At 61.5% G+C, this 14,368-nt stretch carries 11 protein-coding genes and 1 rRNA gene; 5 read left to right on the top strand and 7 right to left on the bottom strand.

Annotated elements, in window-relative coordinates; genetic code table 11:
* The first annotated feature begins 1 nt into the window (after position 1).
* Genes BMX59_RS25150 through BMX59_RS25140 form a run of 3 tightly spaced genes read left to right on the top strand, consistent with a single transcriptional unit; the run spans position 2 to position 3,916 of the window.
* On the top strand, positions 2–1,429 hold the full coding sequence (locus BMX59_RS25150) for an O-antigen ligase family protein (protein WP_093127386.1): 1,428 nt from the start codon (positions 2–4) through the stop codon (positions 1,427–1,429).
* On the top strand, positions 1,429–2,838 hold the full coding sequence (gene murJ, locus BMX59_RS25145) for a murein biosynthesis integral membrane protein MurJ (RefSeq protein ID WP_093127046.1): 1,410 nt from the start codon (positions 1,429–1,431) through the stop codon (positions 2,836–2,838). Before BMX59_RS25150 ends, murJ begins: the two co-directional genes overlap by 1 nt.
* A gap of 22 nt (positions 2,839–2,860) precedes the next feature.
* A complete protein-coding gene (locus BMX59_RS25140) occupies positions 2,861–3,916 on the top strand; it encodes an acyltransferase family protein (protein ID WP_093127043.1) in 1,056 nt (351 codons plus the stop codon).
* A gap of 261 nt (positions 3,917–4,177) precedes the next feature.
* Here BMX59_RS25140 and BMX59_RS25135 read toward each other — a convergent pair whose 3' ends face one another.
* The 4 genes from BMX59_RS25135 to BMX59_RS25120 form a co-directional block, all read right to left on the bottom strand.
* A complete protein-coding gene (locus BMX59_RS25135) occupies positions 4,178–4,768 on the bottom strand; it encodes a DUF4174 domain-containing protein (RefSeq protein ID WP_092249515.1) in 591 nt (196 codons plus the stop codon).
* A gap of 164 nt (positions 4,769–4,932) precedes the next feature.
* Positions 4,933–5,565, bottom strand: coding sequence for a glutathione S-transferase N-terminal domain-containing protein (locus tag BMX59_RS25130; RefSeq protein WP_093127038.1), 633 nt, complete (start codon positions 5,563–5,565; stop codon positions 4,933–4,935).
* Positions 5,566–5,577: 12 nt separating this feature from the next.
* Positions 5,578–6,156 carry a GNAT family N-acetyltransferase gene (locus BMX59_RS25125; RefSeq protein WP_093127035.1) on the bottom strand — a complete coding sequence of 193 codons (579 nt, stop codon included), beginning with the start codon at positions 6,154–6,156 and terminating at the stop codon, positions 5,578–5,580.
* A 69-nt stretch (positions 6,157–6,225) separates the two neighbouring features.
* Positions 6,226–8,583, bottom strand: a complete 2,358-nt coding sequence (locus tag BMX59_RS25120; protein WP_092249506.1) for a DNA polymerase II — start codon at positions 8,581–8,583, stop codon at positions 6,226–6,228.
* A 198-nt stretch (positions 8,584–8,781) separates the two neighbouring features.
* Here BMX59_RS25120 and BMX59_RS25115 point away from each other — a divergent pair, with 198 nt between their 5' ends.
* On the top strand, positions 8,782–10,992 hold the full coding sequence (locus BMX59_RS25115) for a TonB-dependent receptor (RefSeq protein WP_092249503.1): 2,211 nt from the start codon (positions 8,782–8,784) through the stop codon (positions 10,990–10,992).
* A 34-nt stretch (positions 10,993–11,026) separates the two neighbouring features.
* Here the strand turns inward: BMX59_RS25115 and BMX59_RS25110 are convergent, their stop codons facing one another.
* Positions 11,027–11,494 carry an SRPBCC family protein gene (locus tag BMX59_RS25110; protein ID WP_092249500.1) on the bottom strand — a complete coding sequence of 156 codons (468 nt, stop codon included), beginning with the start codon at positions 11,492–11,494 and terminating at the stop codon, positions 11,027–11,029.
* A 99-nt stretch (positions 11,495–11,593) separates the two neighbouring features.
* On the opposite strand from BMX59_RS25110, the gene BMX59_RS25105 reads away from it, so the two are divergent.
* Entirely contained in the window at positions 11,594–11,995 is a 402-nt protein-coding gene (locus tag BMX59_RS25105; RefSeq protein WP_093127025.1) for a GFA family protein, read from the top strand.
* Between the two features lies 1 nt (position 11,996).
* Here BMX59_RS25105 and mrdA read toward each other — a convergent pair whose 3' ends face one another.
* Both mrdA and rrf read right to left on the bottom strand, forming a co-directional pair.
* Positions 11,997–13,889, bottom strand: a complete 1,893-nt coding sequence (gene mrdA, locus BMX59_RS25100; RefSeq protein ID WP_093127020.1) for a penicillin-binding protein 2 — start codon at positions 13,887–13,889, stop codon at positions 11,997–11,999.
* 216 nt (positions 13,890–14,105) lie between these two features.
* Positions 14,106–14,221: ribosomal RNA gene (gene rrf / locus BMX59_RS25095) — 5S ribosomal RNA — on the bottom strand.
* Between the last annotated feature and the right edge of the window lie 147 nt (positions 14,222–14,368).

The following is a 14,368-nucleotide window of genomic DNA, read 5'->3' as shown; positions in this document are numbered from 1 at the left end:
CGTGAACCTGCCCAGCCTCGTCGCCATACTGTTCGGCCTGTTGTTCGGCGCCGCCGCCCTGCTGCTGTCGCCGGCCAAGGCGTTCCTCGCCGTGATCGGCCTGGCCGGTGCGGTGACCATCCTGCGTTTTCCGTTCTGGGGCCTGGTGCTGTTCGCCCTGGTCGCCACGTTCATGCCGTATTCCACGGTCAACCTGGGCATTCGCAGTACCGTCAGCGAAGCGATCCTGGCGCTGACCTGGGGCGCGGTGCTGTGGCACAACTTCCTGGCGCGCCTGCCGGATACGCCGAGCCTCACCCGTCGGCCCACCGACCAGATGCTGTTGTGGCTGATGCTGTTCAGCGTGTTCCCGTTCATCGTCGGCCAGGTCACTATTCACGCCGACACCAGCGGCGTCGCCAACTGGCTGCGCTGGTTGCTGAGCCTGTCGGCGGTGTTCCTCTGTGCCAAGTTGCTGGTGGACCGCAAGCACCGCGAATCCCTGGTGATCGCCCTGCTGCTGGGCAGCCTGGCGATGCTGGTGCTGTCGATCGCGGTGTTCGTGCGCACACGCTCCGGGGCCGGTATTGCACCGGTGCTGGCGCTGTTCAATTACGGCAACTTCGATATGCTCAAGTTCGGCCTGGAGGCGATGTCGTCGCGCATGGGCTCGCCGTGGATGCACCCGAATGCCATCGGCGGGATCATGGCGTTGCTGCTGCCCCTGGCGTTCTGCTTCGGCATGACCGAGCAAGGCTGGAAACGCGCACTGGGCCTGGGCGTGGCGTGCCTGGGCGCCGCCGCCTTGCTGTTGGCCAGTAGCCGTGGCGCGATGGTCAGCCTGGCGCTGGTGCTGCTATGGATGGCCACGCGCCGGGTGCCGTACACCGGGCGCCTGCTGATGATCGGCGCGGCGCTGACGGTGGCGCTGGTGATCGCGTATCCGCCTTTACAGGAGCGCCTGGCGACGATTTTCTCATCGAGCAACGCCAGTACCGAAGTGCGTTTCGACGAGTACCGCATGTTCCCGCAGGCGGTGATGGCGTATCCGTTCGGCATCGGCTTCAAGGTCGACCCGCCCGTCCCCGACACCCACTTGCTGGGCATTTCCAACCTGTGGCTGAACTTCATCTACAAGACCGGCATCGTCGGCATGCTGTTCTTCGTGGCCGTGACCGTGCGCTGGTGGCGTGAAGCGCGCCCGGAACGCGGCCCGATCCGCCTGACCAAGGACAACGCGCTGTGGCTGGGCACCACCGCCGGGATTCTCTCGGCACTGGTCAGCGGCCTGTTTGACCACTACTTCAGCTTTGCCGTGGTGATGGTCGCGCTGTTCTGGCTGATGGTGGGCATCAATGTGCTGGAAGCGCGGCGTCTGTTTCCGGCGCGCCTGCCGCAGGTGAAAAGCATAACGTCGCGCAAAACGCTGCTCGACGGCGTACAGCGCTGATGCTGGGCTCTGCCGCATGGCTGACGCTGGCGACGCTGCTGGGGCTGTGCCTGGGCTTTGCCCGTGAGTGGTTGCTGGTGGCGGCCTGGGGCGCGGGCGAGCGCAGTGATGCGTTCCTGATCGCACTGTTCTTGCCGGAGGCGCTGCGCATGTCGTTGGCCGGCGGTGTGCTGAGTGCAGCGGCGCTGCCGCTGTACCTGGCGCGCCAGGACGACGAGCGGCTGGGCTGGCTGGCGGTGTTGTTCCCGGCGTTGCTGTCGATCGCGCTGGTCACCAGCCTGCTGTTGACTGTATTGGCGCCGTGGCTGGTGCAACTGCTCGGGCCCGGCCTGGCCGCCAGTGCCACGGCGCTCGCCAGCAGCAACTTGCAGATTGTCGCCTGGTGTGTGCCGGGGCTGATGCTGCATGCGCTGTTCAGCATTGCGTTGCAAGCCAGCGAGCGCTTTGTACTGGCGGGCCTGGGCTCGTTGCTGTTCAACCTGCCGCCGGTGGCCTACCTTGCCTTCGCCGGCACCGCCACTCAACCTCACTCATTGGCCCTGGCCTGCCTGGCCGGCAGCCTGTTGATGCCGTTGGCGTTGCTGCCGTCGATGTGGCGCCAGGGCTGGCGGCCGTGGCATTGGCAGCGGTCGTGGGCACCACTGCGGGAGCTGGGCCAACGCATCGGCCCGCTGCTGTTGAGCAACGGCGCGAGCCAGGGCCTGGCCTTGATCGAACGGCTGGTGGCGTCCTTGCTGGGCGAAGGTGCGGTGACCTGGGTCAACCTGGCGCGCAAGCTGATGAACCTGCCGCTGATTGCGCTGATGAGCCTCAACCAGGTGTTGCTGGGCATGATGAGTCGGCGCCAGGGCGACGAGCGCCTGGCCCTGCTCAAGCGTGGCCTGGAAACCGCCAGCGTGCTGACCCTGCCCGCCGGAGTCGGCCTGGTGGCGGCGGCGCCGAGCCTGGTGGCGTTGCTGCTGCCCAAGCAATCGCTGGACTCCCCGTTGCCGCTGCTGCTCGCCTGGTTTGCCGTACCACTGGTGTTCGGCGCCTGGAACGCCCTGCTCGCGCGCTACGCCTACGCTGCGGGCGATACGCGCCAGCCATTGCGTTGTGAACTGCTCGGCAGCCTGGCCAATGTGCTGTTGCTGAGCGTGCTGCCGTTTGTGTTCGGCCTGGCCGGGATTCCGCTGGCTGCGCTGGCCGGCGTGCTCTGCACCGCGTTGCTGCTGATGCAACGCCAGGCCTTGCTCGGCGCTCTGCCCTGGGCTCGGAGCTGGCTGCTCAGCGCGGTGCTGATGGGCGTGGCGGCGTTGGCGCTGTTTCGGATTGAAGGCGTGTGGCTGCAACTGGGGCTGAGCACCCTGGCTGGCGCGGTGGTATTGCTGGGCATGGCACTCTGGCTGAGACCGTGGCGCAAAGCATGAATGATCGATCAGGACAACTCATATGAAACATCGCTGGATTCAAATGGATATCGCCAAAGGCATCGGCATCCTGGTGATCGTGTTTGCCCACAGTTGGTTCGTCGCCACTTCGCCGGACTTGCTATACCCGGTGCTGGCGTCGTTCATCTTGCCGCTGTTCTTTTTTCTGTCGGGCGTGTTCTTCAAGCCCGAGCAGCCGTTCGTGGAGATGGCGATACGCAAGGCCGATGGCCTGCTCAAACCGTTTTTCTTCACCATGCTCACCTATGTGATCGTGCGCAGCATTCTGCGTGGCCAGCCGCTGTTGCCGGATATCGGCGGTGTGCTGTACGCCTCGGTGGATACCATTCCGTGGCAGGCGCTGTGGTTCCTGCCGCACTTCTGGGTGGCGATCCTGTTCAGTTGGGTGATGCTGCGCCTGATCCAGCGCCTGAAGCTGTCGCTGTTGCTCAGTTGCGCGCTGGTAACGCTGCAGTTGATTGTGGGCGTCTGGATGCTGCCGTGGTTCTGGCAGTTGCCAGTCGCGTTCGGCGGGCATACCTGGGTGCTGCCGGGCCTGCCGTTCAGCCTGGATATCACCTTGATCAGCAGCACTTATTTCATTGTCGGCTACCTGCTGCGTGATTGGCTGCACACCCACGCGGGCTCCTGGCTGACCCTGTTGATTTCGATTGCATTGTTCGTTGTGGTGTTCACCTTCACCTGGGACACCATGGACCTGGCGCAGCGACGCTACGACCACTGGTTCTGGACCACCCTGCCGGCCGTGATCGGCGTGTACGCCTGCTGGGCGCTGGCGCGCGTATTGATGGTGTCGACCTGGGTCACGCGGGCCATGACCTACATCGGTCAGAACACCTTGATCCTGCTGATCTTCCACGGCGAGATCCAGCACAAGACGGTCGACCTGCTGGAGCGCCTGGGGCTGCCCGCGTTTGTCGCGGCCTGCGTGGGGTTTGTGGTGGCGGTGGTGGTGCCGTTGTTGATCGGGGAAGTGATCAAGCGGGTGGCGTTCCTGCGGTTTTTCTACTTTCCGTTTCCGGTGCGCAAGGCGCCTGTCGCAAAAACGGCGCCTTGAAGGCGCCGTTCAATCATTGCGTCAGAAAGCGTATTTGACACTGGTCATCAGGTTGCGCGGCGCTCCGTACACGCTGTGGTTGCCGGCGTAGCTGAAGTACTCGCGATCGAGCAGGTTGAAGGGGCCGGTGACGTAGAGATCAAGGACTTAGAGGTCGCGCGCGAAGAACAAGGCGTAAATGATAACGTTTATCATATTCTTCGCAGAGCTGTTACTGCAGGTTTCTGCTGCGGGAGCCGACTGCCCAGCTCCCGCACAGGATCAGTCGTCCAATGGTTGCGGCGCGGCATGCTTGGCGGGCTTGCCAGGTTTGGTGCCAGCCTTGGCACCCTGCTTCTCCGCTGGTGCGGCGGCGGGTTCAGGCTCGGCCGGTGCAGCGGTTTCTTTCTCGGCCATCGGCATCTGGTCGATGGCGCTGAAGAATGCCTTCAGGTCGAGGGTATCCGGCGGTACGGTCTTCTCGAGTTTTTTCTCGCCGTCCTTGCCCACCAGGATCACTTTGGTGCCACTGCCGGCGCCCAGCTTGAGGGCACGGATCAGCGCGTTGGTTTCCGGCGGGGTGAGTTTCCTGCTGTCCTTGGGGTCCTTGGCGAATTTCTCGCCTTCAGCACCGATGCTGCCGAACTTCACGGTGTAGAACACCATGCTGCGTTCTTCAAAGGACTGCTTGGTCGCAGGCTCGTCCAGCTGATTTTTGACCTTGGCCAAGGTGTCGTTGCCTGCATCAAGCTCCACCACCACCAGCGGCCGGGCCTTGCCCAAGTCCTGCTTGAGCGGGTTGATATCATCAGCAGCCAACAGCGGCCCCGTAAAAGCCATCAAGGTAGCCAGGGTCAGCGACCGGATGAGCATGCGCACCTCCTTTGAATTCCATGCAGGGTTCTTGAGTTTCATGTCTGCGACAGTCAAATTCAAGGATGATTCCTACACCACTTTAAGAAAGCGTAGGACAGGACGCCCGCCACGCAAGGGTTTGATGGCTGCGACTGTCATTGTTTCCACTGATTGCGGAAACATCATGAGACCTTCCACTCCGGCCAATGCCGAGCAAATACGGGCGCGACGATGGGGTCGGCGTCCACTTGTGCCAGGCTCAGGGCAAAGCCTGGCGCCAGGCCGCTCAACGCGTCGCGTGCCTCATCCCAGCGCGACACCGCCGCCGCCATCAGGCCCAGTGCATTCGGGGTGTTGTCCGGGGCAAACAACTGGTCGGCAAACTGATCGGCGAACACCACCCAGGCCTGGTGAAGGTAGCGTCGTGTGCCGGTGACAAGCTGGGCCTGCACGGTTTCGTTGACGTTACCGAGCCAGCGTTGCGGGTAGTCGATGATGCCTATCGCCGAGTAGCAATTGGCGGCGATATACACCAGGCCGCGAATGATCTGCGCGCGGTTGCCGGACAACAGGTGGGAGGCGGGAAATTCCAGGCCCAGGTGGATCAGGATCGCTGCGCTTTCCGTCAGCACCTGGCCGTCAGGCGTCACAAGGGTCGGCACCTGTTTGAGCGGGTTGATACGAGCCAGTTCGTCACTGCCCTCGCCCTCTGCCCAGGAAGCCGCGTCGACCCTGCGCCACGGCACCGCACAGCGCTGCAGGGCAATTTCGATCATGCAGGAGCCGGATTCGTCGATGCCGTAGAGCGTATACATGGACCTGTCCTCCTAGCGTTGCAGTTTGGCCTGCAGGTTGGCTTTTACCTGCGGCCACTCCGAGTCGATGATGCTGAAACGCACCGAGTTGCGCTTGCGCCCGTCGGGCATGATGCGTTCGTGACGCACGATGCCTTCCTGCACGGCGCCGAGGCGCAGGATCGCGACGCGGGACTTTTCGTTGAGTTCATCGGTGGTGAATTGAACACGCACACAGCCGAATACTTCGAACGCGTAGGTCAGCAGCAACAGTTTGGCTTCAGTGTTGATGGCGCTTTTCTGGGTGGACAGCGCCAGCCAGGTGTGACCGATTTCCAGTTTGCGGTTGACCCGGTCGACCTTCCAGAACCGCGTGCTGCCGACCACCTGGCCGGTGTCGCGGCGCACCAGGGTGAACGGGATCACGCTACCGGCATCGCGCCCGGCCAGGGCGGTGTCGATGTACTGGTCGACAGTGTCCGGGCCCGGCACGTTGGTGACCTTGAGGTTCCACAATTCGCCATCGGCGGCGGCCTCGAGCAAGGCGGCCTTGTGTGCCCGTTGCAGGGGTAGGAGTTCGACCGTAGTGCCGGTCAAGGTAAGTTCGGTCATAGGGCTGCGCCGTCAAGGTGGTCGTCAGTGACCAAGAGTGCAGGCTCGCGCACGGACGAATCAAGCGTTTTAAAACAGACCCATTTGCCCGCCGACCAAGGTACTGAAATCGTCATTCACGAATGGCAGGATCGCATCGGCCACCGGCTGCAATTGCCGGGTGACGTAGTGATCGTAATCGATGGGCGCTTGCCGCACCTCCATCGGCTCGGGGCCGTTGACGCTGATCACGTAGCTGATCCAGCCGCCGCGCTGGTATTGGCGCGGGCGGTTCAGGCGGTCGTTGTACTCATCGGCCAGGCGCGCCGCGCGCACATGGGGCGGCACGTTGCGTTCGTAGTCGTCCAACCGGCGGCGTAGGCGTTTGCGGTAGATCAGCAACTCGTCGAGCTCGCCGCTCAGGGTGCGGCGCACGTAGTCGCGGATGTAGTCCTGGTGCGGCTGGCGATGGAAGATGCGCTGGTAGAGTTCCTGCTGGAAGCGCCGGGCCAGGGGCGACCAGTCGCTGCGCACGGTTTCCAGGCCCTTGTAGACCATGTCCTCGCTGCCATCGCTGTGCACCACCAGGCCAGCGTAGCGCTTTTTGCTGCCCTCCTCCGCGCCACGGATGGTCGGCATGAGGAAGCGCGTGAAGTGGGTTTCGTATTGCAGTTCCAGGGCGCTTTGCAGGCCGAACTCGGTGTGCAGGTGCTCGCGCCACCAGTCGTTGACGTGCTGGACCAACGCCTGGCCGATGCGGCCGGCCTCGACTTGGCTGTGGGCTTTGCCGAGCCAGACGAAGGTGGAGTCGGTGTCGCCGTAGATCACCTCGTAGCCTTGGGCTTCGACCAACTGGCGGGTCTGGCGCATGATCTGGTGCCCGCGCATGGTGATCGACGAGGCCAGCCGTGTATCGAAGAACCGGCAACCACTGGAGCCAAGCACGCCATAGAAGGCGTTCATGATGATTTTCAGGGCCTGGGACAACGGCGCGTTGTGTTCGCGCTTGGCCACTTCGCGGCCTTCGGAAACTCGCGCAACGATGGACGGCAAGCAATGTCGGGTGCGGGAAAACCGCGCGCCGCGAAAGCCTTCCACCGATTCACTGTCGTCGGGGTGCTTGAGGCCTTCGACCAGGCCGACCGGATCGATCAGGAAACTGCGGATGATCGACGGGTAGAGGCTTTTGTAATCGAGCACCAACACCGATTCGTAGAGGCCGGGCCGTGAGTCCATGACGAAGCCGCCCGGACTGGCCTGGGGTGGTTTGTCGCCCAGGTTAGGCGCGACGAAGCCCTGGCGATGCATCAACGGCATGTACAAATGGGTGAACGCGGCGACGGAGCCGCCGTTGCGGTCGGCCGGCAACCCGGTGACGCTGGCGCGTTCCAGCAGGAACTTGAGCAGTTCGGTCTTGGCGAAAATCCGCGTGACCAGCTCGCAGTCCTTGAGGTTGTAGCGAGCCAGGGCGGGCTTGTCCTCGGCGAACATGCGGTTGATTTCGTCCATGCGCTGGTACGGCGTGGAGATGTCCTTGCCTTCGCCGAGCAGGGTTTGCGCGACGTTTTCCAGGCTGAAGGATTCGAAACTCCATGTCGCTGAGCGCAAGGCCTCGATGCCGTCGATGATCAACCGCCCCGCTGCCGCCGCGAAGTAATGGTTGCGGCTGCCGTGTTCGCGCCAGGCCATCGGCTCGTCGCCCCGCCCGAGCATCAGCGGCACGTTGAGGCGCTGGGCATGTTCGTGGAGCACGCGCAGGTCGAATTGCACCAGGTTCCAGCCGATGATCGCGTCGGGGTCGTGCTCGGCGAGCCATTGATTGAGGCGCTCGAGCAGTTGGGCGCGGGTGTCGCAGTAGTCGAGCTTGAAATCCACCACGTCAGTTTTGTTCGGCGGGCCGAGCATGTACACCTGGCGTTCGCCGCAGCCTTCGAGAGCGATGGAATACAGATCGCCCTGGGCGGTGGTCTCGATGTCCAGGGACACCAGTTTCAGCGGCGGGCGGTAGTCGGGCGCGGGTTTCATCTGCGCATCGCAGAGTGCGCCGGTAGCGTCGGGGGTGCCGCCGAACCACACGGGCGCGGTGATGAAGCGCTCCATCATGTAGCGCTCGGGTGGGCGCACATCGCCCTCATAGACGTCGACGCCCGCAGCGCGCAGGCGTTTTTCCACGTCCATCGCCTGGCGGTGCTGGCGGGTGTACAGACCCAGGACCGGGCGGTGATGGAAATCGCACAACTGCAACGGGCGCAGTTCGATATCGCGCTCGCCCTTGAGCAGCCAATCCAACGGCTTGCGATGGGCTTCGGGGATGAACATCACCGAGGTCTGCACAGGTAGGCGGATAAACCTCGGACCCTGGTCGGTGGCTAGCCAGAAACTGACCTCCGTGCCCGCCGGGGTATCGCGCCAATGCCGGGTCAGGACAAAACCCTGCTGTAAATCCACCGTACCGCACCTCAGGAATCGCTTTCAGGGCGTGATTCTACTCGGCATCCGAACGCGCGGACCTTAATCTCACAAAATTGTTGCATGACGTTAATAATAATTACTATCATTTGCACTGGAGTTGTATCCGCGCAGTGAGGAAGCGCAACCATTGTTGCCCTTTCCCTCACCATTGACGGTTCACCGTCAGGATCGACCATGCCCGCCCGTATTCCATTCGCTGTGCCGTATCGCCCCACCCTGCTCGCCCTGTGCTGTTCCCTGAGCCTCTCGGCTCACGCCAGCCAGGAAACCGGCACGCTGGAACTGGGCGCCACCACTGTCAGCGCCGAGGCCCCTGCGCCAGGCGCCCTGCCCCCGGTATACGCCGGCGGCCAGGTGGCACGTGGCGCTCAGTTGGGGGTGCTGGGTAACCAGGACATCATGGACGTGCCGTTCAGCATGTCCTCCTATACCGAGAAATTGATCCGCGACCGACAGGCCGAAACGATCGGCGATGTACTGCTCAATGATTCATCGGTGCGCCAGGCGTCTGGCTATGCCAACCAGGCACAGACGTTCATGATCCGAGGCCTGCCGCTCGCCGGTGACGACATGTCCTTCAACGGCCTGTACGGCATCCTGCCGCGTCAGATTATGTCCACCGACGCCCTGGAGCGTGTGGAAGTGTTCAAGGGGCCGAATGCTTTCATCAATGGTGTGACACCGACCGGCTCGGGGATAGGCGGTGGTGTGAACCTGCAACCCAAGCGCGCCGATGACCTGCCACTGCGTCGCTTCAGTACCGATATCAGCAGCGATGGCCGGGTGGGCGAGCATCTGGATATTGGCCAGCGCTTCGGCGAGGACAACCAGGTTGGTGCACGCGTGAACCTGTCCCAGCGCGAAGGCGATACCGGCATCGATGATGAAAATCAGCGCTCGAAGCTGTTCACCGTGGGCCTGGACTACCGCGGTGATGCGTTGCGTCTGTCCAGTGATTTCGTGTATCAGAAGCAGCGCATCAACGGTGGGCGTAATTCGGTATTCCTTGGCACGGCCACCCATGTGCCGGATGCGCCTTCGGCAGACACCAACTACGCGCCGAGCTGGAGCAGCACCAACCTCGAAGACACCCTGGGGATGCTGCGCGCCGAGTATGACCTGAACGACAACTGGACGGCCTATGCAGCAGGCGGTGCCAAGCACACCCGGGAAATGGGGCGCTACTCGTCGGTCACGCTGACTGACAACAGCGGCAATGCCCTGGCAAGCCGCTCGACCATCGCCCACGAAGAAGACAACCGCAGCTTAATGGGCGGGTTGAACGGCAGTTTCCAGACCGGCCCTGTGAGCCATCGACTCAACTTTGGCCTGGCCGGTATCTGGACTCAAGCACGCAATGCCTATGTGTTCAACGCCTCGTCGACGGCTACCCGAACCAATATCTACGACCCTGTGACCGGCGCTCCGCCCACCCTGAACAACCCGCGCAATACGCCAGGCACTGATTTCAGCGACCCTACCATTACAGGCAAAACATTCGTGCGCAGCGCAGCGGTGTCCGACACCCTGGGCTTCTTCGATGACCGCCTGTTGGTCACGCTGGGCGCGCGCCGCCAGCAGATGGTGGTACAGGCTTACAACTACATGAGCGGTACGCGCACTTCCAACTATGACGAGTCAATTACCACGCCAGTCTACGGCCTGGTGTTCAAACCGTGGCAACACGTGTCCTTCTACGCCAACCGCATCGAAGGCCTTGCGCAAGGCCCGACGTCGCCGGTCAACTCGGGTAACCGGACGATCATCGGTGGCGGCCAGGCGTTTGCGCCCGCTCGCTCCAAACAAATCGAAGCGGGTGTGAAGGTGGACATGGGCACCTATGGCGCCACGCTGGGTGTATACCGTATCGAACAGCCTGGGGCCGGCTACGTTCAGGTCATCGATGCGACTACAGCGCGCTATGTGCGTGAAGGCCAGCAGATCAACAAAGGCGTGGAACTGAACGTCTTCGGCGAGCCCCTCAGCGGCCTGCGTTTGCTGGGCGGTGTGACGGTGATGAAGACCGAACTCAAGGACACGCAAAACGGCGCCAATGACGGTAACCGAGCAATCGGCGTGCCTTCGTTCCAGCTCAACGCCGATGTGGAGTGGGATGTGCCTGGCCTGCAAGGCGTAACCCTCAATGGCCGCTGGCTGCGCACGGGCGGGCAGTACGCCGACGCCGCCAACAACTTGAGCTTGCCGACGTGGAACCGCTTCGATATAGGCGCGCGTTACAACTTCAAGGTTGCCAAGCGTGATGTCACCCTCGGCGCCACCGTGGAGAACGTCGCCAACACGAAGTACTGGGAATCGGCCCAGGGCGGTTTCCTGAGCCAGGGCGACCCGCGTGTTGCCAAGTTGTCGGCGACTGTAGACTTCTAAAAAGCACTACAACGAAGTGAGCCCGTTGTTGCAGTCATGCCTGGCGGGCTTGGTTCAGGTAGTTTTCGATGTTGCCCATTTGTTCATCCCAGCCCCGGGAGTTCATCTTGAAGGCCTTTTGCCGACGGGCTTCTGGCACCGTGTCGAAGCCGGACTCGACCACCCGCAATAGAATGCCTGGAGCACGGTCTTCAAGGGTGAACTCCACCAGCGTGGGGGTTTCCTGGTCATAATCGACACCCGCCTCGACCGCGAAAGGGTGCCACCAGAAGGAGAACAGCGTTTGCGGCAGGATGCGTTCGATCCTGGCCTTCCAGATCACATGTTCATAACCCGGATAGGTGATCGGTGCCTCGATGGTTTGCCCGGCAACAAAGGCTTTGCCTTCGAGGGCGATACCAAACCATTGGCCGAACTGCTCGGCATCGGTGAGGGCTTCCCACACCTGTTTGCGTGAAGCGTTGAGCAGGACTTTCCGTTCGATTCGATCCAATACGTGCATAAGTCACCTCCTCCATTGACAGTAGGTGACATCGAACAATGCGCAACCTGGGATTGTAAGCAATGATGATGACCCCTTTATTGATCCGGCAATTACGTTATGACTGACCCATTGAATGGAAGTTGCTTCTGCAAGGGCGTGCGGTATCAGGTGAGGCGTCTGGACATGGCGATCAGCCACTGCCATTGCGACAGCTGCCGCAAGGTGCATGCAGCGGCATTTGTCACGACAGCCGGCGTGATGCGCGAACACTTTCGTTGGACCCAGGGTGTGGAACTGCTGGCGTCTTTCGAGTCGTCGCCGGGCAAGCTCAGGCATTTCTGCTCGCGTTGCGGCTCGCACCTGATGGCCGAACGAGGGCATCAACCTCACGTCATTGTCCGGGTGGCGACGCTGGACGATGATCCGGGCGTCAAACCCACCGCGCACATCTGGATGGCCCATGATGTGCCCTGGCTTGCCCATGAAGGCGTAGAGCAATGGGACGAGTGGAAAGCCTGATTTAAACCTTTGGGTCTCCAGGTGCTTTGGCCGGCGTTGCGTATTGCGGTTTCAAGTGACCTTCCTGGTCGAGCAACCAGGCGTCCATGATCTGGCGTACGACCGGCCCAGCAACGCGACCGCCGGCTTCACCGTTTTCGATCATCACCGAAATCACAATTTTCGGGTGTTCGGCTGGGGCGAAGCCGACGAACAACGCGTTGTCGCGGTGGCGCTCCAGGGTCTTTTCACGGTTATAACGCTCGCCCTGCTTGATCGCGACCACCTGTGCGGTACCACTCTTGCCAGCGATACGGTATTGCGCGCCTTGTGCGGCAGCACGGGCGATACCGCGTGGGTCGTGCATCACCAATTGCATGCCATGGTTGACCTGCTCCCAATCACGTGGATCCTTGAGGACCACATTGGGCATAGGGTTTTCATCCACCGGTGGCACGCCGTTAATGGTCCTGGCCAAGCGGGGTCGGTTCCACACGCCTTTGTTGGCGATCAGCGCGGTGGCTTGGGCCAGTTGCAGCGGTGTGACCTGCATGTAGCCCTGGCCGATACCGAGGATCACGGTCTCGCCCGGGAACCAGGGTTGGCGGCGAGTGGCACGCTTCCAGGCCTGGGAGGGCATCAAGCCAGCCGACTCTTCAAACATGTCCAGCGACACTTTCTGGCCCAGGCCGAATTCAGCCAGGTAGTCGTGCAGGCGATCGATGCCCAGCTTGTGGGCCAGGTCGTAAAAGTAGGTATCGTTGGAGCGCATGATAGCGGCGTCCATGTCGACCCAGCCGTCACCGCTGTGGTTCCAGTTGCGGTATTTGTGGTCGAAATCCGGCAGTTGGTAGTAACCGGGATCGAACACACGGGTCTGTGCAGTGACGACACCGCTGTCGAGACCGGCGATGGCGACTTCCGGCTTGATGGTCGAGCCCGGCGCATAGAGCCCGCGCAGGACGCGGTTGAACAGTGGCCGGTCGATGGAGTCATGCAGCGCGGCATATTCCTTGAAGCTGATGCCGGTGACGAACAAGTTAGGGTCGAAACTCGGTTTGCTGACCATGGCCAGCACTTCGCCTGTTTGTGGGTCGAGGGCAACCACCGAGCCACGGCGATCGCCCAAGGCTTCTTCTGCCGCCTCCTGAAGGTGGACGTCGAGGCTCAGTACTATGTTTTTGCCGGGGATCGGATCGGTGTGCTTGAGTACACGCAGCACACGGCCCTGGGCGTTGGTCTCGACCTCTTCATAACCTACGTGACCATGCAGCTCGGACTCGTAGAAGCGTTCGATGCCGGTCTTGCCGATGGATTGAGTGCCGCGGTACTCAACCGAATCGAGGGCTTTGGACTCTTTCTCGTTGATCCGTCCCACGTAACCGATGGAATGCGCAAAGTGGGCGCCCAGGGGATAGTGGCGAACGAACTGAGGTTCTACATCAACCCCTGGCAGACGGAACTCGTTCACCGCCAGCAACGCGATCTGCTCTTCGGTCAGCTCGTAAAACAATGTCACAGGGACAAAGGGGTGGCGTGCCTGCTTCAGCGCCTTGTCGAACATCGCGCGATCCTCGGCGGGCAGGTGCAGCAAACTGACGATGGCGTCCAGCTCGCCCTTGAGGTCGGTGGTGCGCTCTCGGGTGATGGTCAGGTTATAGCTAGGGCGGTTGTCGGCCAACACGACGCCATTGCGGTCGTAGATCAGCCCACGCGTCGGCGTGATGGGTAATACGTGGACGCGGTTGTTTTCGGAAATCGTGGAGTGATAGTCGAACTGCACGACCTGCAGGAAGTACATGCGCCCCACCAGGGCGCAGGAAATGCCAATCACCAGCAGCGCACAGGCGAGCAGGCGCTTGTTGACCAGACGGTTTTCTTTTTCGTGATCTTTGATGGGTATCGGTTCAGGCATTTCTACAGCATCTCGTTGAAGAAGGTCGACGCCGCGTCCTGCGGGTGAAAGATCAATCCCTGTGAAAATGTGCTGCACCATACCAAAAATGCAGAAACACTTTGCATCGTTTTGCCCAACGGTACGGTATTTATTGAGGATGAGCTGCGCTTGAATTTTCGACCGCCCAAAACAAAACCCCTGACTGCGTTAGCAATCAGGGGTTCTGGAATTTAATCTTGACGATGACCTACTCTCACATGGGGAAACCCCACACTACCATCGGCGATGCATCGTTTCACTACTGAGTTCGGGATGGGATCAGGTGGTTCCAATGCTCTATGGTCGTCAAGAAATTCGGGTACTGAGTCGCGGCCTGGGCCTCGCTTCAGCAAATTGGGTATGTGACAGCTTTCGGTGCTTTGTGAACGTCGAACTTTCGGTTCATTTCGTCTTCACACACCGCAATCTGATGCTCGTTAGAGTAGTCAAATTGCTTG

This window comes from Pseudomonas sp. NFR09 (genome assembly GCF_900111535.1).
Lineage (GTDB): Bacteria > Pseudomonadota > Gammaproteobacteria > Pseudomonadales > Pseudomonadaceae > Aquipseudomonas > Aquipseudomonas extremorientalis.
This window is presented reverse-complemented; position numbering and strand designations above follow the sequence as displayed.

Coding starts and splice junctions, on each gene's coding strand:
- BMX59_RS25115 (WP_092249503.1), top strand. CDS start 8,782: ATGCCCGCCCGTATTCCATTCGCTGTGCCGTATCGCCCCACCCTGCTC.
- murJ (WP_093127046.1), top strand. CDS start 1,429: ATGCTGGGCTCTGCCGCATGGCTGACGCTGGCGACGCTGCTGGGGCTG.
- BMX59_RS25110 (WP_092249500.1), bottom strand. CDS start 11,494: ATGCACGTATTGGATCGAATCGAACGGAAAGTCCTGCTCAACGCTTCA.
- BMX59_RS25130 (WP_093127038.1), bottom strand. CDS start 5,565: ATGTATACGCTCTACGGCATCGACGAATCCGGCTCCTGCATGATCGAA.
- BMX59_RS25105 (WP_093127025.1), top strand. CDS start 11,594: ATGACTGACCCATTGAATGGAAGTTGCTTCTGCAAGGGCGTGCGGTAT.
- BMX59_RS25125 (WP_093127035.1), bottom strand. CDS start 6,156: ATGACCGAACTTACCTTGACCGGCACTACGGTCGAACTCCTACCCCTG.
- BMX59_RS25140 (WP_093127043.1), top strand. CDS start 2,861: ATGAAACATCGCTGGATTCAAATGGATATCGCCAAAGGCATCGGCATC.
- BMX59_RS25135 (WP_092249515.1), bottom strand. CDS start 4,768: ATGCTCATCCGGTCGCTGACCCTGGCTACCTTGATGGCTTTTACGGGG.
- mrdA (WP_093127020.1), bottom strand. CDS start 13,889: ATGCCTGAACCGATACCCATCAAAGATCACGAAAAAGAAAACCGTCTG.